The 25330-nt window shown below is 50.8% G+C and carries 20 protein-coding genes and 1 other annotated feature; of the genes, 5 read left to right on the forward strand and 15 right to left on the reverse strand.

Going from position 1 to position 25330, the window contains the following annotated elements; genetic code table 11:
- Window positions 1–45 precede the first annotated feature (45 nt).
- The 4 genes from EL645_RS01135 to EL645_RS42195 form a co-directional block, all read right to left on the reverse strand.
- Window positions 46–1500, reverse strand: coding sequence for an FHA domain-containing serine/threonine-protein kinase (locus tag EL645_RS01135; protein WP_161977015.1), 1455 nt, complete (start codon window positions 1498–1500; stop codon window positions 46–48).
- Window positions 1501–1706: 206 nt separating this feature from the next.
- Window positions 1707–2999 (reverse strand): 2-oxoglutarate dehydrogenase complex dihydrolipoyllysine-residue succinyltransferase, encoded by a 1293-nt coding sequence (gene odhB, locus EL645_RS01140; protein WP_126548347.1) that lies wholly within the window; start codon window positions 2997–2999, stop codon window positions 1707–1709.
- Window positions 2989–4836: a 2-oxoglutarate dehydrogenase E1 component gene (locus tag EL645_RS42190; RefSeq protein WP_246035239.1), complete on the reverse strand. Its 1848-nt coding sequence runs from the start codon at window positions 4834–4836 to the stop codon at window positions 2989–2991. Before EL645_RS42190 ends, odhB begins: the two co-directional genes overlap by 11 nt.
- A complete protein-coding gene (locus EL645_RS42195) occupies window positions 4779–5846 on the reverse strand; it encodes a 2-oxoglutarate dehydrogenase E1 subunit family protein (RefSeq protein WP_246035240.1) in 1068 nt (355 codons plus the stop codon). Before EL645_RS42195 ends, EL645_RS42190 begins: the two co-directional genes overlap by 58 nt.
- A gap of 336 nt (window positions 5847–6182) precedes the next feature.
- Window positions 6183–6552, forward strand: a binding site (T-box leader).
- Between the two features lie 39 nt (window positions 6553–6591).
- Between EL645_RS42195 and EL645_RS01150 the strand changes: the two genes are divergently transcribed.
- The 3 genes from EL645_RS01150 to EL645_RS01160 all read left to right on the forward strand — a co-directional run bounded on the left by EL645_RS01150 (window position 6592) and on the right by EL645_RS01160 (window position 11974).
- A complete protein-coding gene (locus EL645_RS01150) occupies window positions 6592–7317 on the forward strand; it encodes an alanyl-tRNA editing protein (protein WP_126548348.1) in 726 nt (241 codons plus the stop codon).
- Window positions 7318–7413: 96 nt separating this feature from the next.
- Window positions 7414–10728 carry an isoleucine--tRNA ligase gene (gene ileS / locus EL645_RS01155; protein ID WP_126548349.1) on the forward strand — a complete coding sequence of 1105 codons (3315 nt, stop codon included), beginning with the start codon at window positions 7414–7416 and terminating at the stop codon, window positions 10726–10728.
- A 211-nt stretch (window positions 10729–10939) separates the two neighbouring features.
- Window positions 10940–11974, forward strand: a complete 1035-nt coding sequence (locus EL645_RS01160) for a LacI family DNA-binding transcriptional regulator (RefSeq protein ID WP_126548350.1) — start codon at window positions 10940–10942, stop codon at window positions 11972–11974.
- Between the two features lie 67 nt (window positions 11975–12041).
- On the opposite strand, the gene EL645_RS01165 is transcribed toward EL645_RS01160, so the two are convergent.
- The 4 genes from EL645_RS01165 to EL645_RS01180 form a co-directional block, all read right to left on the reverse strand.
- Window positions 12042–12863, reverse strand: a complete 822-nt coding sequence (locus EL645_RS01165) for a carbohydrate ABC transporter permease (RefSeq protein ID WP_371865710.1) — start codon at window positions 12861–12863, stop codon at window positions 12042–12044.
- A 107-nt stretch (window positions 12864–12970) separates the two neighbouring features.
- Window positions 12971–13672 (reverse strand): carbohydrate ABC transporter permease, encoded by a 702-nt coding sequence (locus EL645_RS01170; RefSeq protein ID WP_126548351.1) that lies wholly within the window; start codon window positions 13670–13672, stop codon window positions 12971–12973.
- A 262-nt stretch (window positions 13673–13934) separates the two neighbouring features.
- Window positions 13935–14201: a hypothetical protein gene (locus EL645_RS01175; protein WP_161977016.1), complete on the reverse strand. Its 267-nt coding sequence runs from the start codon at window positions 14199–14201 to the stop codon at window positions 13935–13937.
- Window positions 14176–15216 (reverse strand): ABC transporter substrate-binding protein, encoded by a 1041-nt coding sequence (locus tag EL645_RS01180; RefSeq protein WP_161977017.1) that lies wholly within the window; start codon window positions 15214–15216, stop codon window positions 14176–14178. The genes EL645_RS01175 and EL645_RS01180 overlap by 26 nt, the downstream gene beginning before the upstream one ends.
- Window positions 15217–15667: 451 nt before the next feature.
- Between EL645_RS01180 and EL645_RS01185 the strand changes: the two genes are divergently transcribed.
- Together EL645_RS01185 and EL645_RS01190 are read left to right on the forward strand one after the other, a co-directional pair.
- Window positions 15668–16708: a LacI family DNA-binding transcriptional regulator gene (locus EL645_RS01185; protein WP_126548354.1), complete on the forward strand. Its 1041-nt coding sequence runs from the start codon at window positions 15668–15670 to the stop codon at window positions 16706–16708.
- Window positions 16709–17233: 525 nt separating this feature from the next.
- Entirely contained in the window at window positions 17234–18736 is a 1503-nt protein-coding gene (locus EL645_RS01190; RefSeq protein ID WP_126548355.1) for an amidase, read from the forward strand.
- Window positions 18737–18821: 85 nt separating this feature from the next.
- Here the strand turns inward: EL645_RS01190 and EL645_RS01195 are convergent, their stop codons facing one another.
- From EL645_RS01195 to EL645_RS01225, 7 genes are all read right to left on the reverse strand, one after another.
- Entirely contained in the window at window positions 18822–19559 is a 738-nt protein-coding gene (locus tag EL645_RS01195; RefSeq protein WP_161977018.1) for an HAD family hydrolase, read from the reverse strand.
- A 234-nt stretch (window positions 19560–19793) separates the two neighbouring features.
- Window positions 19794–20732, reverse strand: coding sequence for a phosphoribosyl-AMP cyclohydrolase (gene hisI / locus EL645_RS01200; protein WP_126548357.1), 939 nt, complete (start codon window positions 20730–20732; stop codon window positions 19794–19796).
- Entirely contained in the window at window positions 20726–21493 is a 768-nt protein-coding gene (hisF, locus tag EL645_RS01205) for an imidazole glycerol phosphate synthase subunit HisF (protein WP_126548358.1), read from the reverse strand. Before hisF ends, hisI begins: the two co-directional genes overlap by 7 nt.
- 5 nt (window positions 21494–21498) lie before the next feature.
- Window positions 21499–22215 carry a 1-(5-phosphoribosyl)-5-[(5-phosphoribosylamino)methylideneamino]imidazole-4-carboxamide isomerase gene (hisA, locus tag EL645_RS01210; RefSeq protein ID WP_126553954.1) on the reverse strand — a complete coding sequence of 239 codons (717 nt, stop codon included), beginning with the start codon at window positions 22213–22215 and terminating at the stop codon, window positions 21499–21501.
- Window positions 22212–22820, reverse strand: a complete 609-nt coding sequence (gene hisH, locus EL645_RS01215; protein ID WP_126548359.1) for an imidazole glycerol phosphate synthase subunit HisH — start codon at window positions 22818–22820, stop codon at window positions 22212–22214. Before hisH ends, hisA begins: the two co-directional genes overlap by 4 nt.
- 130 nt (window positions 22821–22950) lie before the next feature.
- Window positions 22951–23964, reverse strand: a complete 1014-nt coding sequence (locus tag EL645_RS01220; protein WP_126548360.1) for a hypothetical protein — start codon at window positions 23962–23964, stop codon at window positions 22951–22953.
- Window positions 23965–24020: 56 nt separating this feature from the next.
- The gene (locus EL645_RS01225) at window positions 24021–25280 is read right to left on the reverse strand and encodes an HAD family hydrolase (protein ID WP_126548361.1); all 1260 of its coding nucleotides are present in this window, start codon (window positions 25278–25280) and stop codon (window positions 24021–24023) included.
- Window positions 25281–25330 lie beyond the last annotated feature (50 nt).

The raw sequence follows: 25330 nt of genomic DNA on the forward strand, positions 1-25330 counted from the left end.
TTGCAGCCCTCATCTAGTCTCCTGCTTTCTTCTTCATGCGGATAATTATGGACCGTATGTAATATTAAATACGACTATTTCGTCCCCAAAGTTGATGATATCGCCGTCGTTGAGCATAACGGCCTGGAAAATTCGCACATTATTGACCAGGGTTCCGTTAGAACTGCCCACATCATCCAGGTACCAATGCCCTTCCGAAAACCAGAGTCGCGCATGCCTCCGCGACACTGAACGACCAGGAATAATCAGATCATTCCCATTGGTACGTCCGACGGTAGTTACATCCTGATGAAAGCGATATGAACGCCCCACCAGGGCTTCAGGCCCGGTCTGTAAGGTCAGCCGGGCCAGCACCGGGCGACCATTGACCAGGTAAGTATCTTTACTGGCACGCGAATTGGATAGTTCATCACCACAGGTTGTACAGTAGAGCCGTGACCCTGGATTGGGTGCACCACAGCGGAAACAGACTAACGATGAGCCAGCCGGATTGGATAATGCTCCACTTGGCATGGAACTCAATCCAGCTCCGGAACCACCCCCTGGACTGGTAACAAGGGTGCCTGGATTTGATCCGCCCCCCGCTGCAGGAATCGGTGGCACCCTGTATAGGCGCGGCAAAGATAACCGCGAAGCAGCCAGGGCACCGGTTAAAGCTTCTATCAAGTCCTCGGCCGCCTGATAACGGTCGCTGGCTTGCTTGGCGGTCATTTTTTGCACCACCTGAATAACAGGGGTTGGCACACCCTCAGCAGCCATGCGTTCAATCGGTAATGGTTCATTCATGTGCTTGACGGTAATAGTCAGGGGACTATCCGCGATAAATGGCACGCGCCCGGTCAGACAATGAAATAGCACAATCCCAAGCGAATATATATCGCTCCGACGATCCACTTTTTGCCCCATACCTTGCTCGGGTGACATATATTGGGGCGTCCCAATGCCGGTACCAACACGCGTTAAACTGGTCGATTCCTCCAGGATCTTAGCAATGCCAAAGTCTGATAGCAACAGATGGCCATCACGACGTAGCAACATATTAGCTGGCTTAACATCACGGTGTATAATGCCGTTGCGATGAGCACAATCCAATCCCTCGGCCGCCTGGATGGTAAAATCCACCGCCTCGGGAACAGGTAAAGCCTGTTTAAGCCGATCTTTGAGGGTTCCGCCATCTACATATTCCATGACGATATATGTTATATTATCCTGCTCACCAAAATCGTGTATTTGCACAATATTGGGATGCGCGAGTTTGGCCACTGAACGAGCTTCCTGGACAAAACGTTTGACAAACACAGGATCGCGAGCATGATAGGCAGGTAAGACTTTAATTGCGACATAGCGATCAAGGGTTGGCTGATATGCTTTGAAGACCGTCGCCATACCACCAGTACCTATGCGTTCAACGATACGAAACTGTCCCAGGGATTTCCCGATGAGCGTGTTCATATCGCCACTGTTGCCTGCCTGTTGAGGATAGTTATTTCCTGGTTGCATAACCCTGACGACTCCCTCTATTCCTGCCGTGTGATCTATGACAGTTCCAGCATATCCACTTTCAGCAATGTATACATAATGGTGCGTAAACCGCCTCAGGATCTGACCCATCCATGGCAGGCCAGACCCGGCGGTCGATGTTTCTTCTCTATCTTCCTGATTATACAGGTATTAACGCGTCATGTCGAGCGAAACGGGGTACCCGATTATCCTTCGAGGAGGAGGGATTCGGGGTCCTCAACCAGTTCTTTGATGGTTGCAAGGAAACGCACAGCCTCACTGCCATCAACGATGCGATGATCGTAAGAGAGCGCGACATACATCATAGGACGTATTACAACCTGACCGTTGAGTGCGATGGGACGCTGCTCAATCTTGTGCATACCAAGAATACCAACCTGAGGTGCGTTCAAAATTGGTGTTGAAAGTAAGGAACCAAAGATGCCACCATTGGTGATGGTGAAGGTGCCACCTTGCAAATCATTGAGCGTGAGCGCATTGGCACGGGCGCGTTTGGCCAGTTCAGCAATCTCGCGCTCGATCTGGGCAAATCCCTTACGATCAGCATCACGCACGACAGGCACGACCAGTCCTTCGTCGGTCGAGACGGCGATACTGATATCGTAGTAGTGCTTGAGCAGTAGATCGGTCCCCTGGATCTCGGCATTCAGGCGTGGATAGGCCTTCAAAGCGCCAATGGCGGCCTTGGTAAAGAAGGACATAAAGCCCAGTGAGACATTATGCTTGTCTTTAAAGGCATCTTTACGGCGACTGCGCACATCCATGACAGCGGTCATGTCGATCTCGTTGAAAGTGGTGAGCATTGCCGCTGTATGTTGGGCCTCTACCAGGCGCTGGGCGATGGTCTGACGCCGGCGCGACATACGCACACGTTCTTCACCGCGCGGATCCGCGGCGGCCGCTGGTGTGGCTTTGGCGGCAGGCGCAGCCGCAGCCGGCTGAACTGGAGCAACCGGAGTAGCTACCTCGCCGTTTGGAGCAGGGCTCTGCGTATTTTGTTCCAGATAGCTAATCACATCTTCTTTTGTGACCCGTCCATGTGGACTGCTACCGCGAACTTGCGCGATATCGACATGATGTTCAGCAGCGATGCGGCGCGCCAATGGAGAAGGCGGTCGCTGGGAATCTGAAAATATAGGAGCCTCTGCACTGGTCGGACGCTGGGCCGGCTTCGCACTGGAAGTTTCTTCTGTGGCAGCTGGCTTCGCCTGAGGGGCAGAACCATTAGTAGCAGCCACGCCGCCTTCACCAATTGTACAGATTGCTTCGCCAACCGCGACCACATCCCCAACCTGCTTTAACACTTTCTGCAGCACACCATCTTGCTCAGCATTAACCTCGATATTAACTTTATCGGTCTCTAATTCGGCAAGGGTGTCACCGCGCTTAACGGTGTCACCCTCTTTTTTTAACCAGGATGCGATTGTCGCATCAACTATTGATTCCCCCAGGGCAGGGACTCTCACTTCAACGGACATAGTTTCCTCCGGGTTGTTTCAGCGGTAAACTGGAGGCTTCGGTGATAATTTTTTCCTGCTCTGCAATATAAAGATCCCAGAAGCCCGCCGCTGGACTTGATCGTTCGGGACGAGAGATGACATCGATGGTGACGTTATTGTCAACGATGTCCGACAAACGAGGGGAGATATAACTCCACGCTCCCATGTTCCGTGGCTCCTCTTGTACCCAGACTACCTCACGCGCATGTGGATAGTTCGCCAGGACTTTTTTGATTTCTTCACCAGGGAAGGGGTAGAGCATTTCTACCCGGACAATGGCGATACCATCATTATGGGCACGGCTGTCGTGCGCAAGCAAGTCTATGGCTATTTTGCCTGTACAGAGAATAACACGTCTGACCTCAGCTGGATGCTGACGCGCCCTCTGATCATCCAGAACTGGTTGAAAGCTGCCCTGGGCCAGGTCCTCTAGTTTAGAGGCAGATTGCGCATTGCGCAGAAGGGCCTTAGGCGACATAATCACTAACGGTCGTGGATAATTCTTAAGGTTGCGAGCCTGTAAACGCAACAGGTGATAATATTGGGCCGCCGTTGAGCAGTTGGCTACGCGCCAGTTATCCTGGGCTGCCAGTTGTAGATAGCGCTCTAAACGTGCGCTGGAGTGCTCTGGTCCCTGTCCCTCATACCCATGAGGCAGCAACATGACAATAGATGAGTCCTGTTTCCATTTGGCACGGCCCGAGGCGATAAATTGATCAATAATAACCTGGGCCACATTGGAAAAGTCGCCGAATTGAGCTTCCCATAAGACCAGTGTGTCTGGCGCATGCACGCTATAACCATATTCAAAACCCAGTGCTCCAACCTCACTCAATGGGCTATTATAAATGGAGATGGAAGCCTGTGAGTCAAATAGGTGTTGCAATGGGATATAGATTTCATTGTTCTCGGTACTGTGTAGAACAGCGTTGCGATGACTAAAAGTGCCTCGCTCCACATCCTGTCCAGTCAGACGAATAGGGGTCCCTTCAGCGAGAATAGATGCAAAGGCCAGCGCCTCGGCCTGCCCCCAATCGATGCCACCTTCAGGTCCCAGGGTGGTCGCTCGACGCTGTAGAATACGTGCCAGTTTGGGATTGGGGGTAAAGCTCTTGGGCCAGCTCAATAATTCTTCGTTGTAAGAGCGCAATTGCTCGGCCGTGATAACCTCGGGCGTCTCAAGCGTTGGGCGCATACGCTTGGTTCGCTTCTGTTCCTGGGAGGTGTAGACTCCGCCATCAGCCTCACGCTTGGCCTGTTCGAGCACCGCGAAGGCCTCATTGACCAGGGTCTCCGCCTCGCCAGGCTCGATTAATTTTCGCTGCTCCAACATGCGGGCATAGAGCTCACGAGTCGTCGGGTGTGAGCGAATAGTCTCATACATAGCTGGTTGCGTAAATGCTGGTTCGTCACCTTCGTTATGACCCCAGCGACGATAGCCAACCAGGTCGATTACCACATCTTTATGAAATTGGTCTCGATAAGCATGTGCAATACGTACCGCGGTTAAACAGGCATAAGGATCATCAGCATTAACATGAATTATTGGTATACTAAAGCCTTTGGCCAGGTCGCTGGCAAAGGGAGTAGAGCGGCTATCTTCTGGATCTGTAGTAAAGCCTAGTTGGTTATTAGCAATAATATGTATAGTTCCACCAACCCAATACCCACGTAAATGCCACAAATTCATTGTTTCCGCTACTACACCTTCGCCCGGGAATGCGGCGTCGCCATGAATGAGTATCGGAAGCGTTTTATCTACATCTTGTAATGGAGAGCCCGCGACGGTGCGAATCTCTTGTGAGGCACGCGCCATGCCCCGATCACGGGATTAACAAATTCTAGATGGCTCGGATTTGGCGATAGTATAACGTTTAGATCGATGGCCGCTCCTTCGCCAAAGAGATGTTCGGCACCCAGATGATATTTGACGTCGCCGGTCCAACCAAAACCAAAGCTATCGGTTAAAGGCACACCTTCTTCGTGTTTGGAGTGTGCGAACTCGGCCAGAATAGCCCCGTAGGGTTTGCCCAGCACATGGGCTAATACGTTCAGACGACCACGATGTGCCATGCCAATGACCACTTCTTTGGTCTCTGAATCTATGGCACCTGAGATAATTTCGTCTAACATTGGCACCAGCATATCGATGCCTTCAATGGAGAAGCGCTTCTGACCGGTATAGTTCTGGTGGATATAACGTTCAAACACCTCAACCTGGGTCAGTCGCTTTAATAGTTTGCGCGCGTCGGCCACTTTGGGATCACGATGATAGAGGTCCAGGCCGACCGCATCGCGCAACCAGCGCCGCTCGTCGGAACTTTTGACCTGATCGAACTCGTAACTGATGGTGCCTGAATACATTCGTTTGAGGGCGGCAATCGCCTCCAGTGCATTTTCAGCCCCTTCAGCCGAGTGACCTCCTACCACGCGGGGCGATAACTGCGCCAGGTCTGCTTGTGACAAACCATATGTCTCGGGTAATAGCGCGGGATCGCCGATTGGTTCGCTCCCCAGGGGGTCCAGATGGGCGCCCAGATGCCCTTTTTCTCGAATAGCATGGGCATAGGTAGAGGCCGCTACGATCTTTACAACCTGGGTGCGCGAATACGCAGGGGTGTCTTCGTGGTCTTCCGCTGGCACGGGTTTGGCTGGCACCGGGCCTGTGCCAGGCGGGCTCGCAATTATGCCCGCATCTTCAGCTGTCCAGGAATCAAAAGTTGCACGCGTCGCAGCATCGACAGACGCCGGGTCCTGCTGATAGCGTTCATACAGTTCCTGAACGTAGCCCGCATTTGGACCATAAAATCTCTCTAGGTTTTGCATGTATATTCCTTAGGTTACTTTAACACAGTGTGTATAACTTACGGAACACGAAATTGAGGAATGAGCCTCGTCGCTCGTGTCTCTGATCCAGCTATTGTATTCTACCACTTACTATGGTATCATAGCTTTACCATACTCCAAAATATTCACGGTACTAACGCCTATAGGACTTAGGACGAACAAGCATACACTTTCGTTTCTTTAATGCTAAAAAAACAAGACAAGAAAACTAAAATCCTATTGCGCCGATAGGGCGTGAGCGTTGGAGCATTAACAGGCAGATCTCTTCGTGCAATCCACGAAAAACATATGCTAGCTAAAAATACAATATATAGCGCAAAAGCGATGACGGAGCCAGTATGCCGCTACACTTGTAGTAGAGAGTCCGGGGATGGTGAAACCGGATACAGGCCGCGCGCAGAATATCACTCCAGAGCTACGAGCCGAACCAGCAATGGTTGATTCCACCAATCAACATTTCTGCGTAGGCGCAGTCGGGTCCTTCCCGTTACCATGAAGGCATGTAGTCCACCGTTCCCTTATGCGTTCTAGCACTTCTACACCTTTACAAGATGAGCCGAACCGTTATCACGGAGAAACTCTCGCTGGGGAATCGTCCGGAATACATGTATTGAGTGAGCCAGCGCATGCAAGGCCATGCCAGGCTAATCAGGGTGGTACCACGGGAGTTCCTCTCGTCCCTTCGTTGGGCGAGGGGTTTTTTTGTTGATGAAAAGGACATAACATGAAAACCAAGCTCCTTTACCATACAAATAGCTTTACCTATGAGTGTACTGCGACCGTTGTAGCCGTGGAGGGTGATGATATCGCGCTAGATGCTACCGTTTTTTATCCTGGCGGCGGTGGGCAGATGGCCGATCGAGGTACGATTACCTGGCCTGGCCAGGATTATCCGGCCAGTGTGATCGCTATGCATAAACGCGATGAGGTGGTCTGGCATACACTGGATTATCCTCCGCCATCTATCGGTACGGAGGTTGTCGGTACCATCGACTGGGACTTCCGCTACCAGATGATGCGTACCCATACGGCTCTCCATATTCTTTGTGGCGTTATCTGGCAAGAATTTGGGGTCCAGGTTACAGGCGGCCAGATGTATCCAGATCGCGCGCGGATGGATTTTGCGATGGAGAATCTGGATAAAGAACGCATCGTTTACATTGAAGAGAAGGTTAACGCGGCCATTGAGGCTGATTATCCTATTCGTGTCTATTCGTTGCCACGCGAAAAGGCCTTTGCGATCCCAGACCTGGTGCGCACTAAGATCAATCTTTTGCCACCTGAAATCGAGGAGATACGCATCGTTGAAATAGTCGGCCTGGATCTCCAGGCGGACGGTGGCACGCACGTCAACCATACCCACGAGGTCGGGGGGATACATATTACGAAAACTGAGAATAAGGGCAGGATCAACAAGCGTCTGGAGATTATGCTCGATTCTTTGCAATAAATATTCTATTGGCTTTATCAGAGCAGTCGTTATACAACTGCTACATTCATCTGCGAGGCTACACCCTGTGAGGCCTTGGGCGCAGAGGAGGACACTGTGTCAGTAAAATCTAGCGTTTTCAAACCAGTTGTGGCAGCCGATCGGGTCGATTATCCACAATTGGAACACGCCATCCAGAATTGGTGGGACGATCATGCAGTTCGTCAGCAATATCTAAAACGTAATGAGCAGAGTGAAAAGAAATTTTCTTTCCTGGATGGTCCAATTACCGCCAACAATCCAATGGGCGTTCATCATGCCTGGGGCCGCACCTATAAAGATCTCTACCAACGTTTCAAGACGATGCAGGGCTTTAAGCAGCGCTACCAGAATGGCTTCGATTGTCAGGGTCTCTGGGTTGAGGTGAATGTTGAGCAAGATCTAAAGCTGAAAACGAAACGCGATATCGAGGATTATGGGATCGCGGCTTTCGTTGAGCGTTGTAAAGAGCGCGTCTTCACGTTTTCGAAACGTCAAACCGAGCAGTCGGTCCGCCTGGGTTATTGGATGGACTGGGGCAATGACTATTATACGCTCTCAGATGAGAATAACTATACGATCTGGCATTTTTTGAAGAAGTGTCAGGAGCGCGACCTGATCTATAAGGGACGCGATGTAATGCCCTGGTGCCCACGCTGTGCCACGGGCATCTCTAATATGGAGATGGAGGCTGAGGGCTATAAAGATCTAACCCACCTGAGCCTGTATGTTCGCTTCCCGCTGGTCGATCGCCCGGGCGAGTATCTGCTGGTCTGGACGACAACTCCCTGGACGCTAGCTGCCAATGTGGCTGCGGCCGTTAATCCTGAACTGACCTATGTGAAGGTTGAACAGGATGGGGAATATTACTACCTGGTCGAGCAGTTGCTCTCGGTGCTTAAGGCACTCAAGGGACGCGATAAAGGCGATTTTAAGGTTGTGGAGACCCTCAAGGGCTCGGACCTGGTCGGCTGGAAGTATCGTGGACCTTTTGATGAGTTGCCTGCGGCAAAGGATGTGGCTCATACTGTGGTACCCTGGAAAGAGGCTAATGCGACTGAGGGTACTGGTATCGTGCATATCGCCCCTGGCTGTGGTCGCGAGGACTTTGGGCTCTCCAAAGAGTTTGGCCTGGCAACGATAGCTCCAGTGGATGAGTTTGGTGTCTATAAAGACGGCTTTGATTGGTTGACGGGCAAGAACACCTCTGAGGTTGCGCAACTGGTTTCTGAGAACCTGACGCAAAAGGGTCTGCTCTATCGCCACCAGAATTATAAGCATCGCTATCCAACCTGCTGGCGCTGTAAAACTGAATTAATCTTCCGCCTGGTTGACGAGTGGTTCATCTCAATGGAGACCCTGCGCTATGAGATCATGGATGTGGTACGTCAGATCCAGTGGATCCCGTCTTTCGGCTTTGATCGCGAGATGGACTGGCTGCGCAACATGGACGATTGGATGATCTCCAAGAAGCGCTATTGGGGTCTGGCCCTGCCAATCTTCGATTGTCAGCAGTGTGGCAATTTTGAGGTCATCGGTAGCCAGGAAGAGTTGAAAGAACGGGCCATCTCTGGCTGGGAAGAGTTTGAAGGCCATACTCCCCACCGCCCATATATCGATGCGATCAAGGTTGCCTGTAAAAAATGTGGTAGCGAGGTCTCACGTGTCAAAGATGTCGGTAACCCCTGGCTGGATGCGGGTATCGTGCCTTATTCTACGCTCAACTATCTCACCAACCATGAGAAGTGGCAACAGTGGTTCCCGGCCGACTTTGTGACTGAGTCCTTCCCGGGCCAGTTCAGAAACTGGTTCTACTCCATGCTGGTCATGAGCACGGTGCTAGAGAAGACTGCGCCTTTCAAGACCTTGTTTGGTTATGCCACGTTGATGGCTGAAGATGGCACACCGATGCATAAGTCTAAAGGTAACATGGTTATCTTTGATGATGCCGCTGAGAGTGTTGGCTCTGATACAATGCGCTGGCTCTATACCAATCATGTACCGGAACAAAACTTGAATTTCCCGGCCATCCCCAGCATGCAGGAGGTCGAGAAGGCCCGCGAGAAAGGTGTGCCGGTACGCTTGAGCGAGAAGTGGATGCTGACGCGTCGCACCCTGGATAAGATCTGGAATGTCTACTGGTTCTTTGTAACGTATGCCAACATCGACCAGTTTGATCCAACCGAGCATCAATTACCTGTAGCGCGCCGCAGTGAGTTGGATCGCTGGATCATCTCAGAGTTGCAGCAAACTATCCGTGATGTCACAGATGGCCTGGAACACTACGATACCACCAAACCGGCTGAGATCATCCAGAGCTTCCTGGAGGACCTGTCAAACTGGTATCTGCGCCGTAGCCGTGAGCGCATCTGGAAAACGCAGTTGGACGAGGATAAGATCAGTGCCTACCTGACCCTCTATGAGAGTCTGACAACGTTGCTCACCTTGCTGGCTCCATTTATGCCTTTCTTGACCGAAGAGCTATACCAAAATCTGGTGCGTAGCGTAGACGAGCAGGCCCCATTGAGCGTGCATCTGCAAGACTGGCCTGAGGTTCGTCCAGAGCTGATCGATGAGAAATTGACCAACGAGACCCATCTGGTAATGCGTATCGTTGGACTGGGTCGTGCTGCCCGTGAGAAGGCACAGATCCGCGTCCGCCAGCCATTGCATGCCCTCTACGTCCATGTGCCCTCCAGCACCGAGGAAGAGGCACTCAAACGGCTGAGCGACCAGATCCTGGAAGAACTGAATGTCAAACAATTAGAGTTGATCAGTGCGGATAGCGATATGCTGGCCTACACGGTACGACCCCAGGTTAAGATCCTGGGACCCAAATATGGCCCGCTGGTCCAGAAGATCCTGGGCCATCTCAAAGGCTTATCGGCCCATGAAGCCCAGGAGGCAGCAACCCAGTTGAATACGACTGGCACCTTGACCTTCACCGTCGCCGACAAAGAAGTCAGCCTCACCTCCAGCGAGGTTGAGATCCTGGCAACGGCCCGCCCGGGCTTTGTCACGGCCGAAGAGCGTGGCTATATCGCCGCCCTGGAGACCACCATCACGCCCGAACTGCGTGAAGAAGGCATGGTGCGCGATCTGATCCACTTTATACAGGACATGCGTAAAAAGGCTGGCTTCAACATCGAAGACCACATCGGAGTAGCGCTCTATACCGACGTCGAGCTGGCACAAATCTTGCAGACGTACCAGCAAGAGATCATGGTCGAAACCCTCGCCATCAATCTCTTACTCTCGATCAGTCAGCGCGACTACCCATCCTTCGAAGAAGTCTATCGCGAGCGCATCTCACCCGAGTCCAGCAAAAAACTCGAAGGTTACACCATCGAAGTTGTCCTCGGCAAAAATGTCCGCGATAGCAGCCAACTCTAATCATCCACTGGGGGCTATGCTCCCAACTTTCTTCTTTTCCCAGTGGTGCCGCCCGACGGTGGCACCACTGGGACATAGGGGTATCACCTACCAAAAATATCATTGTCAAACGTTGACATAGATACTCCCCTATAACTATACTAATAGCAACCTATTGCTACAGATATACTTAGTACATGTATAATATTGATTGGCACCAGGAAAATAATAAGTGAGTAATCATAAAAGCACGGATAAAATATCGCGTACAGTCATTGGCGACATTGCAGAAAAATCAGGCGTTTCTGCAACTACCGTTTCGCGGGTCCTGCACGGCCATAGAGATGTCTCCCTGGCAACCCGCAATAAAGTTATGCAATATATAAACGAGCTTGGTTATGTTCCCCCTCGCAGCGCACGCACAGCCACCAGCCTGCTGGGAATGAGCGTGCCGGTTTTCAACAGCTACTTCGGCTATATCATGGAAGGCGCATACGAATCGCTACAGAGTAGAGATGCTCAGTTTATTACTATCCGCACCCATAATCGCTATGAGATCGAGTCCTCCCAGGTTCAGCAGTTATTAAATCAAAATATTACAGGCCTGCTATTCATTCTCCCCCAACACTCAGCAGAGGATTTGCTCGAACTGCAGCGCAAAAACATCCCTGTGGTGGTTACAGATCCCTTTGTTGCTTTGCCGGATGAGATTCCAACTGTAATGGTGGAAAACATTTCCGCCAGTATGCTCGCCATGGAGCACCTGCTTTCCCTGGGCCATCGACGTATCGCGATTATTACTGGTCCGCCTCATTGGGGCATGACGATTAATCGCATTGCAGGTTACTATGCCGCACTGGCATCCGCAGGCGTCCCCATTGATCCAACATTGATCCGCGAGGGAAGGTGGATGGCTGATAGTGGAGAAGAGGTTACAGAGCAGCTATTAGCACTGCCTGAACCACCCACTGCGATCTTTGCCTTTAATGATGATATGGCCATTGGGGCGATGCATGCCATTCAAACACACGGCCTGCGCATACCAGAAGATATCTCGGTGGTCGGCTTTGACGATGCATCCCTCAACCTTCCATTCCTTACACCGGCCCTGACAACCGTCCGCCAACCTTTAACAGAGATCGGACGCCTGGCTGTTGATGTACTCTATCGCTTGATTCAGCAGCAACCCCTTGAGGCCACCCATATCAAACTCTCTGCCCGCCTCATCGTCCGCGACTCTACTGGTCCACGTAGCAATTCCCGCTAAGCTTTTTATCTGTGATTCTTGTCTGGTACAAAATGTGCGATTACACATTTTGTACCAGACAAGAAAACTAGCCTTTGGCATAACCAGCTACAAGCGCCTCTTGCATCTTTCTCTGGATCACAATATACACGAGATATACCGGAATTACAGTCAGCAGGGTGCCGGCCGTAAGCAGGCCATAGTCAACTATGTTGAGCGTCTTGAGCAGGGGCAATGCGACCTGCACGGTCTGCGTATCTCCACCCAGTATGACCAGCGCAAAAATATATTCATTCCAGAAATTTAAGAAATTCAGGATGAGCATGGTCGCAATTCCAGGCATACATAAAGGAATCATCAACCGCACGAGAATAACAAGGCGGTTGGCTCCGTCAACGATTGCCGCCTCTTCAATCTCGTATGGGATGCTGCGCATAAATTGGGCCATCATAATCACGGTCAAAGGCAGCGCGGTAACCGGATAGAAAAGGATCAGGAAAAGCGTTGAATGAAACAGCCCTAATTGGATTGACAGTAGGAAAGTGGGGACGAGTACAGCAAAACCAGGAATTAAAAAGCTGATACCAAACAGACGCTCTATTAAGACGGTGCCTTTCAGTGGGATGCGCGCAATACCATAGGCAGCCGGTAGCGCCAGCAGCAATGTGAGCAATTCAGCACAGACTGTAATATAGATGGAAACGCCCATCGCCTGGAAGAGTCCCGCATCATCTTGCGCGGCTGCAAAATTTTGCAACGAGAGGGATGTTGGCAGGCTCAAAGGCTGGGTAAAAATCGCATCGTTGCTCTTAAAGGCAGAGATGACTAGATAATAGATGGGTACCAATATGATCAGTACGTAAAGCACCACCAGGGCACGCACTACGTTACTGGAGATGATCGAACTCAATGGTTTTCGTGAACGCCGCGTAGCTTTATTACGGCTGGCAGGAATGCTTACCACGATTATTCTTCCTCTCTTTATCTATACAAAAAAAGTAAAACACAGGGCGCCGCTTAATAAGCGGGGCGGAAGATTCGTCGGATCAGTAACATTCCAATCAGACCAACAATAAACAAGAATACACCAATTGCCTGGCTATACCCCAGGTGTGAAGAAACAAAGGCTTCATCATACAGCATAAACCCAAGCGTCGTTGAAGCGGTCCCGGGTCCACCGTGTGTGAGCAATAGCACCGTCTGCGCAGAACCAAGGAGCAGCCCCAGGAATTGCAGCATGGTCATGACACCAACGAAGTCACGCACCATGGGATACGCTATCAGGCGAATCCTCTCCCAATGTGTGGCTCCATCAATTTGTGCGGCTTCATAGAGTTCGGACGAGATGCCGGAGAGACGGGCGGAGAAGACTACGGCGCAAAAACCAATGCCCCCCCACAGGTTGATGGCGATGATTGACCCCAGTGCCGTAGAAGGGTCGGCGTTCCACAGGTGTGTCAGGCTGCTCAGGTGGGCGGCGTTAAGCAGAGCGTTGAGAATTCCATTGGGCGCATAAATGCCGATAAACAACATTGTTGCGGCCGCCGCCGACATCAGGGCAGGCGTAAAACAGACAACATTCAGGAATTGATAGCCGCGTGGTTTCAGGCTGAGATAATATCCCAGTAGAAATGAGAGCGGTATCAAGATTGGCAGGACAACTCCAATATGAATCGCGGTATTGCGTATCGCGACATAAAAGATTGGGTCGTTAAGCATGTATATGTAGTTATGCAGGCCATCATAATAGCCGGTCTCAAGTAAACCACCCAGTTTAAGGTACTGTAGTAGAACATGCTAATGAAAGGCCCGATCATGAAAAAGACATACCAGAGGATGGCCGGGGCAGTGAAGAGGATCAGCGCAAATAGGTTGCGCCACCATCTTCTTTTGGAAGATGGGGACGCGCTATGCTTCGTGCTTACCGGTGTCTTTTGTTCATTGACTTGATTGGTCGAGCCGTGAGTGTCTATAGATGCACTCATTGCTTATAAGCTCCTTCAAGCGCCTGACAAATTTTTGTGCTGTCTTGCCCTGGTGTGTAAGCAATACTGGCTGAGCGAATCAGTTTCTGCTGTACGTTACCAGGTACGCTGATGTCGTTTGTATTGAGATATGTCACACGCTGATCCAGTTGATTCGAGGCCTGTTCCAGTAGAGGACTGGCATTTGGATCAACCTGGGCACTTTTTACGGTCGGGATCATACCGGTAGCAACCTGCTCACCAATAACTTTGGGTGAGAACATGTATTGAACAAACTTGCGTACCAGATCCAGGTTTTTTCTGTCCATTCGGGCTGATCCAGATACCCATGCTCGTATAACCTTGATAGGCCGTTGGTTTGCTATAAGGAGAGTCAGAAGGAACAGGTAGGCCACCCAGATAGATGTTCTTGGTGAGATCTTTTGAGGCTCCGGCAAATGCCCAGGAACCAGCCGACATCATTGAGGCGCCACCAGTGTAAAACTGAGAATTCATCTGGTCCGCATTTAAACCGGCAACATCCTTCACAAAGACATCTGAGTTACGCAGTTTGATAAAAAGGTTGATGCCTTTCATCGCGTCCGGATTTGAACAATAGGTGCCGTTTTGCAATACTGTGGCAATGTCGCTATCGCTCATATATGATTCCATGACCTGGACAAAAAAGGTGTAGCCAGACCAGTCGTTACCACCAACTACGAAACCACCTTTACCTGCATTCTTTAACTTGGTGCCGTCAGCTAAAAATTCGTCGAAGGTGGTAGGCGCTTTGGCCACGCCCACACTATTTAGCAGGCTCATGTTGTACCAGACCGGCCATTTAAAACCGTTATAAGGGAAAGCTGCTAGCTTGCCATTCTGGGTCCACTCTTTGATAGCCTGGGGCTGAAGTTGAGGAGTGATGCCCCACTGCTGGGCCAGGTCTTTTACATCAATAGTAGCCCCTTCTTTGGACCACTCGGTTGCCTTATCGGCAAGGTTTACCATCACCACATCAGCCTCTTTATGAGCCAGCAATGATGTTTCATAGACCTGTGTTGCATCGCTGGCCGCGATAGTCTGGTTGATGGTGACATGATTTTGCGTCTCAAAATCATGCAGGATCTTTTGAAATAGTGCGCCACTAGGCGTCGCTTTACCAGTGATATGCAAAATACTTAACGTGGTACTATCCCCTGAGCTACTCGTCGTTGTTCCCTGACCACAACTACTCAAGAGAGGAACAAGCGCACAGAAACATGCCAGCCACAAAGCAATCTTCTTTGATGAAAGTCTCACAACCGGACTCCTGTCTGAATAGATAAAACAACACACAAAAATCCTTCAGTTGTATAGCAAGAAGGCACAACTGAAACGTAGATGTTACATGCGTAACATGCTGACTCATAGACTACAAAGTCCAACATCCCCAACCAGCATTGGATGGACAACATATCCGAAAAATAACCGGATATTTTCTTGACAATAACCAGATAAATAACGGTTAACGCAGTCTCTTTTCATAAGAATAAGAATAAATGAGGTTCTTGTCAAGCATTTTTAGAGTTAAAAATACTAATCTATGAAAATTATTTAAATCTTGCTCACTGGTTAAAATTTGGTTTTTCTGGGTATTTAATCGGTTATTTATCCGAAAAATATTGACAACACTATTTTTTTCTCGTTATACTTGTGATTAACCAATGATTTATATTTCAAAGCATGTTATCTATGGCAGGAAAGATTGTAAGTGGATAATCGTAAAAGCACGAAGGAGTTTTCCCGCACTGTTATCGGAGATATTGCTGCAAAGTCAGGGGTATCGGCAACGACCGTTTCACGCGTTCTACATGGACATAAAGATGTATCAGCTGCGACACGTGACAAAGTAATGCAACATATCGCTGAATTAGGGTATGTACCGCAGAGGAACGATCGCGCGACAACATGCCGGATAGGTTTTAGCATACCTATGTTTAACGATTACTTCGGCTACATTATAGATGGTGCGTACGAGTCCTTACGCGGGAGAGATGCTCAATTTATTACTATCCGGACCAATAATTTGTATGAAACTGAGATAAACCAGGTTCAACGTCTATTGGAACAGAACATAAATGGTCTAATTTTTATCCTCCCACAACACTCGGTCGAGGATTTGCTACATCTAAAACAGAAAGGGATACCCTTTGTGGTAACTGATCCTTTTGTGTCACTCCCAGATGCGATTCCCACTATTGCGGTGGAAAATATTTCTGCCAGCATGCTTGCGATGGAACACTTGCTTTCCCTGGGCCATCGGCGCATTGCGATTATTACTGGCCCATCTCACTGGGGAAGTACTATCGATCGCACAACCGGTTATTATGCGGCCCTGGCTTCAGCGGGCCTTGCCATTGATCCCACACTGATTCGTGAAGGCCGCTGGACACCTGAAAGCGGTCAGGAGGTAGTCAACCATCTACTTTCTTTGCCTGATCCACCAACCGCAATCTTTGCCTTTAACGATGGGATGGCCATTGGAGCGATGCACGCGATCCAGGAACATGGCCTGCGCGTGCCGGAAGATATTTCAGTCATTGGCTTTGATGATGCCTCCCTTAACTTACCATATATAACACCGGCTCTCACCACCCTTCATCATCCATTACAAGAAATAGGACGCCTGGCTGTCGATGTGCTCTATCGTTTGATACAACACCAGCCACTCGACGAGACCCATATCAAACTCTCTGCCCGGCTAATCATTCGCTCATCCACCGGCCCATGCCCCATAAACTGCACGTTTTAGCATAAAATACATCTCAATTTTTTATAGTGTGGTAGAGAAAATGCTATTTGAGCATTTTCTCTACCACACTATAAAAAATCTGACGCAACAGGGCGTAATTTTCTTATCAGGCTGTTGCATAAAATGTGCCGCATCTGGTTTTCTTATCAGGCTGTTGCATAAAATGTACCGCATCTGGTTTATTATTTGTCGTATAAAACGTGCATATGCACGTTTTATACGACAAATAATAAACCAGATGCGGGCGCGCCAGCGCACGTACGCACCAAAAGAGTCCTATCGGTATACGATAGGACTCTTTTTTGTTATAATGATAGAATTGTAACTGGCGAATAACAGGCCCAAAATTCATTTAAGTTGATAGAGAATATTGCTAGCCTGTACCCATTTTCTATTCCCCATTACATCTATTCTAAAGGAAAGAATAATCCACAAGTTTATTCTTCCTTACTCTTTTATTTCTCTTTATTTCATCCTGCGAACATAGATTCGCTCCTGACAAATAGACACGGCAAGGGTACATTCATGCATTTGGAAGAAGAAGCAACCATTCTTGAACTGCAATCCTTGATGGCTGAGGGCAAGCTCACAGCACATCAGCTAACTGAATATTATCTAGAACGCATACACAATATTGATCAGAACGGGCCAACCCTGAGATCAATTATCGAAATCAATCCAGATGCACTGGAAATCGCGGCTGAACTGGATCGTGAACGCGCCAACGAGGGTGTACGCGGCCCTCTACACGGCATTCCAGTGATCATCAAAGACAATATTGCTACCTCCGATAAGATGCAGACAACCGCGGGTTCGCTGGCTCTCATTGGTGCGCGCCCTCCTCGCGATGCCTTTGTGGCCCGGAAGTTACGTGAGGCTGGAGCTGTCATCCTCGGTAAGGCCAACTTGAGCGAATGGGCCAATTTACGTGGCCGTCCATCAATTAGCGGCTGGAGCGGTCGCGGCGGCCAGACCCGCAATCCTTACGTACTGGACCGCACCCCATGTGGGTCCAGCTCTGGCTCGGCGGTCGCGGTCGCGGCGAATCTGACAACCGTCTCGCTGGGCACGGAAACCGATGGTTCGGTTCTCTGCCCCGCTTCAATCTGCGATGTGGTAGGCATCAAGCCAACGGTTGGTCTGACTAGCCGAGCAGGTGTGATCCCTGTCTCGCACAGCCAGGATACAGTCGGGCCCTTTGGCCGCACGGTAACTGATGCCGCAATCCTGCTAGGGGCGATCACCGGCGTGGATGAGCGTGATGCGGTAACCGGTGAAAGTGCCGGAAAATTTCACACCGACTATACTCAATTCCTTGATCCCAACGCACTACGTGGAGCACGCATTGGAGTAGCTCGCGAGGTCTACTTTGGCTATAGTCCCAAAGCAGATCGCTTGATCGAGGCAGCCTTGCACAAGCTCACGGAAGCCGGTGCTATCCTGGTAGATCCAGCCAACATCCCTACCGCCAAACAAATGGAGTCCTCACCCTCCGAAAATCTGGTGCTGATCACTGACCTGAAAGTTGATATCGATGCTTATTTGAGTGAGCTGGTAGGATCGCCCGTACGTACCCTGGCCGATCTGATCGCTTTCAATGAGGCACATGCCGACCAGGAGTTGAGCCTGTTTGGGCACGAGATGTTCATCGAGGCCCAGGCCACTACTGGCCTGGATGATCCCGCCTACATTCAGGCCCTGGCCGAGAGCCATCGCCTTTCTCGTCAGGAGGGGATAGATGCTGTGATGGATCAGTATCAGCTGGACGCGCTGGTCATGCCGACCTGCAGCCCGGCCTGGTATATCGACAATGTCAATGGAGACCACTATACCGGTAGCAGTACCCAGCCCGCCGCAATGGCTGGTTATCCCGCTATTAGTGTACCAGCAGGACATGTCCAGGAACTACCCGTGGGCATTACTTTTATGGGCCGTGCCTACAGCGAGCCTACCCTGATCAAGCTTGCTTATGCCTTCGAACAAATTACGAAAGCTCGCCAGAAACCAAAATTCTTGCCCACCATCTAATCAGGCAAGCCTGTTCTTTCAACCGCGAGCAAGCAAAAAGGCAAGGCGTATGTGTGCCCTGCCTTTTTGCTTGCCCTCATGCCTATTAGCGATTGAGAGTTTCAAGCAAAGGCAACAGTTCGGCCAGTTGGGTAATGGTAGCGGTAGGCTGAATATGGGTGGGTTCTGGCCAGGGATAAGGAGTCTTCTTCCAGATACCTCGCATACCTGCCCCTAAGGCTCCTGAGACATCGTCAATTAGACGATCCCCCACCATGATACATTCAACCGGATCAACCTCCAGGCGACGGCTGACAATGCGAAATACTTCTGGATGTGGTTTAGAGTGTGGTAGCTCTGAGGTATAAAGTACGACATCAAGCAAATTATCAAGGCCGTGCGTGGCCAGATCTGAATTATGCCAGGCCGCTGCCCACCAGGTGTTGGAGAGCAGGCCAATCCGATAACCTTGTTTGCGCAAGTTGAGCAGCGTCGGAACGGCATCCGGAAAGACCATCGCCCAACCATTGACGGCCTGTCCATAGCCATCGAGGGCTATCAGCAATTCAGCCTCGCTCACCGCGCAATTGAGGGTCTGGAAACCCTCCTGCAACACTTCCTCAGGAGTGGCGCTGGCCTGTTCTGTGTTGACGCGTTGCCAGTGGGCAAGTTCAGCCCCACGCATGGCAGTGACATAGCGCTCCTTCTCAGGCCACTGGCGGCCAGGAACTTTGCTACACAAATATTCATAGGATAATCCCCAGCGTCGAAGCACATCATCATCCCAGTCCGGCCAATCAATTAGCGTACCACCTAGATCAAAGATTATTGCTCGGATAGTCATAATAATCATTCATCCCTTCTAAACCACTAATGATTCATCTCCCTCGGCTCAATACGTTTATCCATAATTGTATCACCTTCATAACTTTTTCAACGGACGGGCGCTGGAGAGCCCGAACTTTTCTTCTTGTGTGGTGCAAAAAAGTGCGCCACACAAGAAGAAAAGTTCTTACAAGTAAGTAAAAAAGATAGCAGGCAGGGCTTAAACTTAAGCCCTGCCTGCTATCTTTTTTACTTACTTAATCAAACCTTTGCGACGCATCTGGTCGAGGTCGTATTCGACAGGAACTAGAGGGCTGATGCCGGCGGAGACACAGGCCCAGCCAATAATTGAGAAGCCCGCGAGCAGGCCTCGAATGTGCTGGATAGGCTCATTGCCAGACAACTGCTCGATCGCTTGTTGGCGCAGTTCATCAATCTGGGCCACCGTATAATGTGCGGTAAAACCCTGCAGAATCGCGCTATGCGGATTGAACGTATCGTAGTTCATCTGGTTGATGGCCGCCAACAAGAAGAGCCAGTAGCCCACCTGGCTTCCTTCCAACGCGGTATCTTCCTGCAAACCCGTATGGACATGCTCGCCTCTCTCTACACCAATTAGTTCACCCAGCTCATCCCTTAGCCGACCTGCCAAAAAACCATGGTTTTTTTCATGCAGCAGGCGTGATGTATTAGAGGTAGCAGTATGATCCTGGTCCCGCAACGAAAGATAGACCGCATATAGCTGGCGCAGGGCTTGTTCAAGTTCTTGTGGCGTCTGAGCCTGCTCATTATCTGTTGGCATTGGTTCTTCTTCACTTTGTTCAGTCGTGTATACATCTTCAGGATCAAAGATGCGCTCGGCCACGACTTCGTAACTTTCATCGGGCAATATACGACGATAATAACAACTATGATAGCCTTCGTGGCAGGCCGCCTCGCCACGCTGATGGACGCGGACCAGCAGGCTGTTCTCTTCACAATTGATGAAGATGTCGCGCACCTCCTGGACGTTGCCCGATTGTTCCCCTTTATGCCAGATTTTGTTGCGCGAACGACTAAAAAAATGGGTCTGGCCCGTTTCGCGTGTCAGTTGATACGCATCTTGATTCATGAAGGCAACCAGCAAGACATCACCCGTTGTATCATCTACGATTACAGCCGGGACCAGGCCCTGACTATCAAATTTCAACATGGTCGTACTACTACCCCTTTTGCTTGCAAGTAGTGCTTAACATCGCGCACTCGAAATTCGCCGAAGTGGAAAATTGAGGCCGCCAGCACAGCATCGGCACCACCCTTCGTTAAACCTTCATACATGTGCTCCAGCGTGCCCACTCCGCCAGATGCGATCACAGGCACGGTGACTGCAGATGAAACTTTAGCATTGAGATCGATATCATAGCCGCTTTTGGTACCATCACGATCCATACTAGTCAGCAGGATCTCGCCCGCACCTAGCTCGACACCGCGCTGTGCCCATTCCAGCACATCCAACCCAGTCGGGGTACGTCCACCGTGTACATAGACTTCGTAGCCGCTGGGCATAGCAGGATTTGAACGGGCGTCGATAGCCAGCACAATACACTGGGCTCCAAATTGTTCAGAGCCGGCCTTGATTAACTGTGGATTCTGGACGGCGGCGGTGTTGACAGAGGTTTTGTCGGCGCCTGCGCCCAGGGTAGCGCGAATATCTTCAACTGAGCGAATACCACCACCGACCGTTACCGGAATAAACACCTGTTCTGCGGTCCGGCGTACTACGTCGAGCATGGTCGCTCGCCCTTCATAAGAGGCGGTGATATCCAGGAAGGTTACTTCATCAGCACCTTCTTGATTATAGAGTTTTGCCAACTCAACTGGATCACCCGCATCACGCAGATTGACAAAGCTGACACCCTTAACCACACGCCCATTCATTACATCCAGGCAGGGGATAATACGCTTGGTGAGCATGGCTTCTACCTCTCAATTTCACGAATAGCTGTTGCGAGATCGACCGCGCCAGTATAAATAGCCTTGCCAACGATGGTTCCCTCAACACCTGTTTGGGCCAGGGACTGCAGGTCAGCCAGCGAGCTGACTCCTCCAGATGCGATCAGGGCATTGCCGACCGCCTGCTGCATCTCGGCCAGTGCTTTCAGGTTGGGGCCTGTCAGCGCACCATCACGGGCGATATCAGTATAGACAAAACGCTGCACCCCCAGCGCGCTTAATTCACGGGCCAGGCCAACCGCTGTCACCTGCGAGGTTTCCAACCAGCCAGCGATAGCTACCAGGCCATCGCGCGCGTCCAATCCTACCACGATACGCTCTCCCCAGCGCTCCAGGGCTTGTTGCAGTAGCTCTCGATTAGTGATCGCCACCGTGCCCAGGATTACGCGGTCCACGCCCAATCCCAGGATCTGCTCGATATGCTCCAGTGTACGCATTCCGCCACCGACCTCGATATGCAGTGTCGTCGCGGCCCGGATACGCTTGATCAATTCAGCATTGACAGGATACCCCTCTTTTGCTCCATCCAGATCGACCAGGTGTAGCCAGAAAGCTCCGGCCTCTTGCCAGCGCAGTGCCACCTGCACTGGATCGGTATCATAGGTGGTTACCTGTGCATAATCACCCTGAAACAGGCGCACGCAGCGTCCATCTTTAATATCAATAGCAGGCAAAATGATCATTGATTCACCCATTTCACAAAATTTTTGAGCAATTGCATACCCACATCACCACTTTTCTCGGGATGGAATTGTGTGCCCCAGACCTGGTCGGTAGCGATAACGCTACAATAGGGAGAGCCATAATCAGTTACTGCGGCCACGCCGGTCTGGTCTTGCGGCTCTACATAATATGAGTGTGCAAAATAAAAGTAGGCGTCAGGCGGGAGCTGCGCGAAGATGGGCAGGTCGGGCTGCAGGGCCTGAATCTGGTTCCATCCCATATGAGGAATCTTGGGACCATGAGGAATACGGCGTACCGCGCCACGGAACAGGCGCAGGCCCTCTACCTCGCCCTCTTCATGATGGTCTGCCAGCAATTGCATCCCCAGGCAGATGCCAAGAAAGGGTTTTCCATCAAAGGTGGCCTGGCGAATCGCGCTATCCAGCCCACGAGCGCTCATGCGTGCCATGGCGGCACCACCTGAGCCAACTCCTGGCAGTACCACAGCCTCGGCACGTGCCACCTGTTGTGGATCGTCTGTCACCTGTACTTGCGCCCCCACATGCTCAAGTGCCTTCTCAATACTACGTATATTCCCCGCGCCATAGTCGATAATGGCAATCATACTGGTATCCTCCTGGTGTAAAATCAACAGACATTTCTGGTATACAATCTGATATGCTCATCCCCATTAAAAATTGCTCACAAACAGGTCGCTCGCGTATTTATCTATAATCTACATTGAGAATACTATTCTAAAGAAGCGCGAGATTGCCCATCTGCATTACCTGCGAGAGGCCCAGCCAGCATATCGCTGCCGACCGTTTGCTAACATCTAGCAGATCGACCGTCAACAAAGGACAACACAGCAAAGCCAGACGCATGACCTCTTCCCAGTTATCTGGTAGAGCCTGTCGCTCACGTAAGAGCTCAAGCAAGGGAGGCAACAAATAGTTGCGCTTGGAATCCAGAATGGCCTGCCGCACCGGTGTCAGAGCATAGTTATGCTCGACTATGATGCGTCCATCTTGTACTTGCACAGAGAGTGACAGTTCTTGCTCTACCTCCTGTGGAAAATACATCCAGGTGGCAAAGACATTATGGAAGTATGGCTTAACTATATCCAACAGGGGCGCATGCCGTCCCGCAAAGGCCGGGTCAAAGTATTGGTAATTCGTTTGTTGTTCCAGGAAAACATTGCCAAAATGAGCATCGCCGTGTCCAATCACGGTCAAAGCTGCCTGGTCAGGCTGCAGTACCTCCTGCGCCCGTTCGATTAACTGAGCCAGCGTCTGTCCATATTCCCCGACCTCTTCGCCATTGATCGTCCACTGACAGTGTAATAAATCGGCAAAGGAGATGCCCTGCCTCTCTTCTTCAGCTCCTGGTTGAGCAGGAAAAGGAACCCATTTATCCTGATAAAAGCTAGCGAGCCTGCCGCCGGTCAGTCGATGCCAGAAAAGCTGGTGAATAGGGGCGTGCGCATGCTCCTCCGCCGTACTCGCGGTCAGGGTCTCACTATAAATTCGTAAGAGGCGCTCACATTCACGCCGCTCGGCTGCCGCCAAAACCTCAATATCGGCCTGCGAAGTATCCCCGGTCTCTACGGCCCGCATCAAATCAAACATGACCGGTGCATGAATCACCGGATAAATGACCATCTGCTGACCCTTCTGATGAAGGGTACGCAGGGGACGCACAATGTTATAGCCAGCTTTATGCAATAATTCAGCATGATAGTATTCTTCGACGATACCCTGCTCTTCCACATGGGTCTTGAAAAAATACTCTTCGGCTCCTAGCTTGTAGATGCCATTGAAAGAGTTTAGCGAGACCGCCTTGGGGTCAACTTTACCTCATCTACTTCCAGGTCCATGTAGCGCATAAACCAGCGTCGCAACAAGATTTCAGCCTTCTCACGCTCTAAAAATTGCATACGCTGTATGGTGGCCAGATCATCCAGCCGCTGTAATAGCTCGGGAACTCTGGTGACATCGGGGATCATAAAATCGGGCTGGCTCTCTTCCAGTAAACGACGTGCCTCATCGGTCAACGCACCTGTAAGGACCGCGACCACCAGGGCGCCCGCCGCCTGTCCACCCCGCACATCACTGGTCGTATCGCCAATGACTATAAAGCTGCCACGCGGCGGAACCGCTTGATGGGGTTGATAGTCTGGATTGGCCGCCGCCAGAAATTGATAGGGATGGGGTTTGACCAGCGAGGTACTATCACCCCGGGCCAGTAATTTCTCTTCGGCCTGGGCAACTTCAGTGTGGGTCATGATGTGGGCGGCATCAAAATACTCATAGAGGCCATAATTCTGCAGTGGCACGATAGCCTCGCGGCCAGGACGGCCGGTGGCCACTCCCAGGGTATAGCCTTGCTCGCGCAGTGTCTGTAACGTTGAGCGCAAGGTCTCTGCCGGTAGGATTGACTGCTCCAGGTAGATACACCCATAACGTCCCTGCTGTGAAGGAGCGTGATGGTGCTCCTGCTCATAGAGCTGATCACCAAGATAGCTCTCTTGAAATAATTCCTGACACAGCATCCAGAATGGGCTATAGCGCGCAAAGACGCCTTCAACTTGCTGGCCAAACAGTTCACTGGCATATTGATTCAGGCGCTCAAAAAGTTCAAAGCCCACATAGTTCTGAAAGAGGGGTTCGTCCAACAAGCGATATGAGTCCAGGCTAATATGTTTGTCGCCCTCAACCTGGGATAGGGCATGCCGGAACGCGGCGATCCAATCGGCATCCCAGGGTTGCAACGGGAAGAGAGACGAGCGATCTGGTATACGAGCCAGTAAATCAACCAGGCAGAGACTGACCGCAGCATAGCAGGTATCCCAGTTAGAATTAATTGCACGGGCCTTAAAGCCCAACATGACCGCCCTGGGCAATACTTCATGCCCTGCCTCGTCACACTCCTCAGCGGTGGCCGGTGGCACATAGCTCTCGCTCCCCAACAAATTCCAGTAACGTGGGCTATACGCGAGCTCGTGAAGTACCAGGCCAGCTGTAATCCAGTAGGCCTCTTCACTTGTAATAACGCCATCTAAATCAAACACAACAACGTTGCTCAAGATATCCCTTTCAATCGCTCAGGCGGAACCTTCTCGCCGCAGACCATAGT

It is taken from the genome of Dictyobacter kobayashii, assembly GCF_003967555.1.
GTDB lineage: Bacteria > Chloroflexota > Ktedonobacteria > Ktedonobacterales > Ktedonobacteraceae > Dictyobacter > Dictyobacter kobayashii.